The 871-nt window shown below is 33.8% G+C and carries 1 pseudogene; it reads left to right on the top strand.

The features are described from left to right. Positions 1–133: 133 nt before the first annotated feature. Positions 134–229 (top strand): annotated as a pseudogene (locus MAGTDC_RS06005) (hypothetical protein); the annotation flags it as partial. Positions 230–871: the final 642 nt, after the last annotated feature.

The raw sequence follows: 871 nt of genomic DNA, 5'->3' as shown, positions 1-871 counted from the left end.
ATTATTACAAATTAAAATCTTTTGAATAGTATTTGCAGATTTCTCAACATCGGCAAGTATATGCATCCAGAACTTGAAAATATGACTTTTTGTACAAAACATATTTATTGTTTTGTTTAGATTCAATGAGTGTGTGTGTACACCATACAATGCAGATTTTGATGGGGATGAAATGAACTTACATCTGCCGCAGACTGAAGAGGCCAGAGCTGAAGCATTAGTACTCATGGGGGTAAATTTATTCTCTTTTTACTATTATTAAACTCTCTCTCCCCCCCTGACATCAGTTGATCAGGGGGATTTATGATGACATCTCATCAGAAAGTGTCACTGATGTTCCAAGATTAAACAGAAAAACACTTCCTTCCTCTGTACATCACTTTCTTCTAAACTCAATTCACTTCTTGTTTTTTCAAGTTGAACTAGAAATTCTGTGGTTGTTCATTCCTTGAATTCAAACTCTCTTACTCTTGCAATGGAGCAGCAAAATATACAGGTTCCATTCAGAAACTACCTGTTCAGGTAAACAGTAACAAAGCTGGGAAACAACAGCATAATCCTCATATCCTACCATGAAATGGCAGAGAAGAATGAGGGTTGATCAGTTATAAATGAGACTTTTTAAGAAACATTTTATTCGATTAATATATATGTGAAAATAAGTACATAACTATTTTTCTATATAGCATCACCTATTATCTGCATACTTATCCTTCACATGCATGTTTGTAGCCAATTGTGCACGAAGTCTTACAGAACCTCTTTGTCAGTAGAAAATTTTTTCCGTCTTAAGTTTCTTTAAGTGGTGTAAACAAATGATAATCACTCTTCGAGAACATTCCATAATTGTCATGACAATATGATAAATTAG

The organism is Candidatus Hodgkinia cicadicola, from assembly GCF_002774925.1.
Note: the sequence above shows the minus strand (reverse complement) of the source record. Positions and strands in the feature narration are given on the sequence as shown.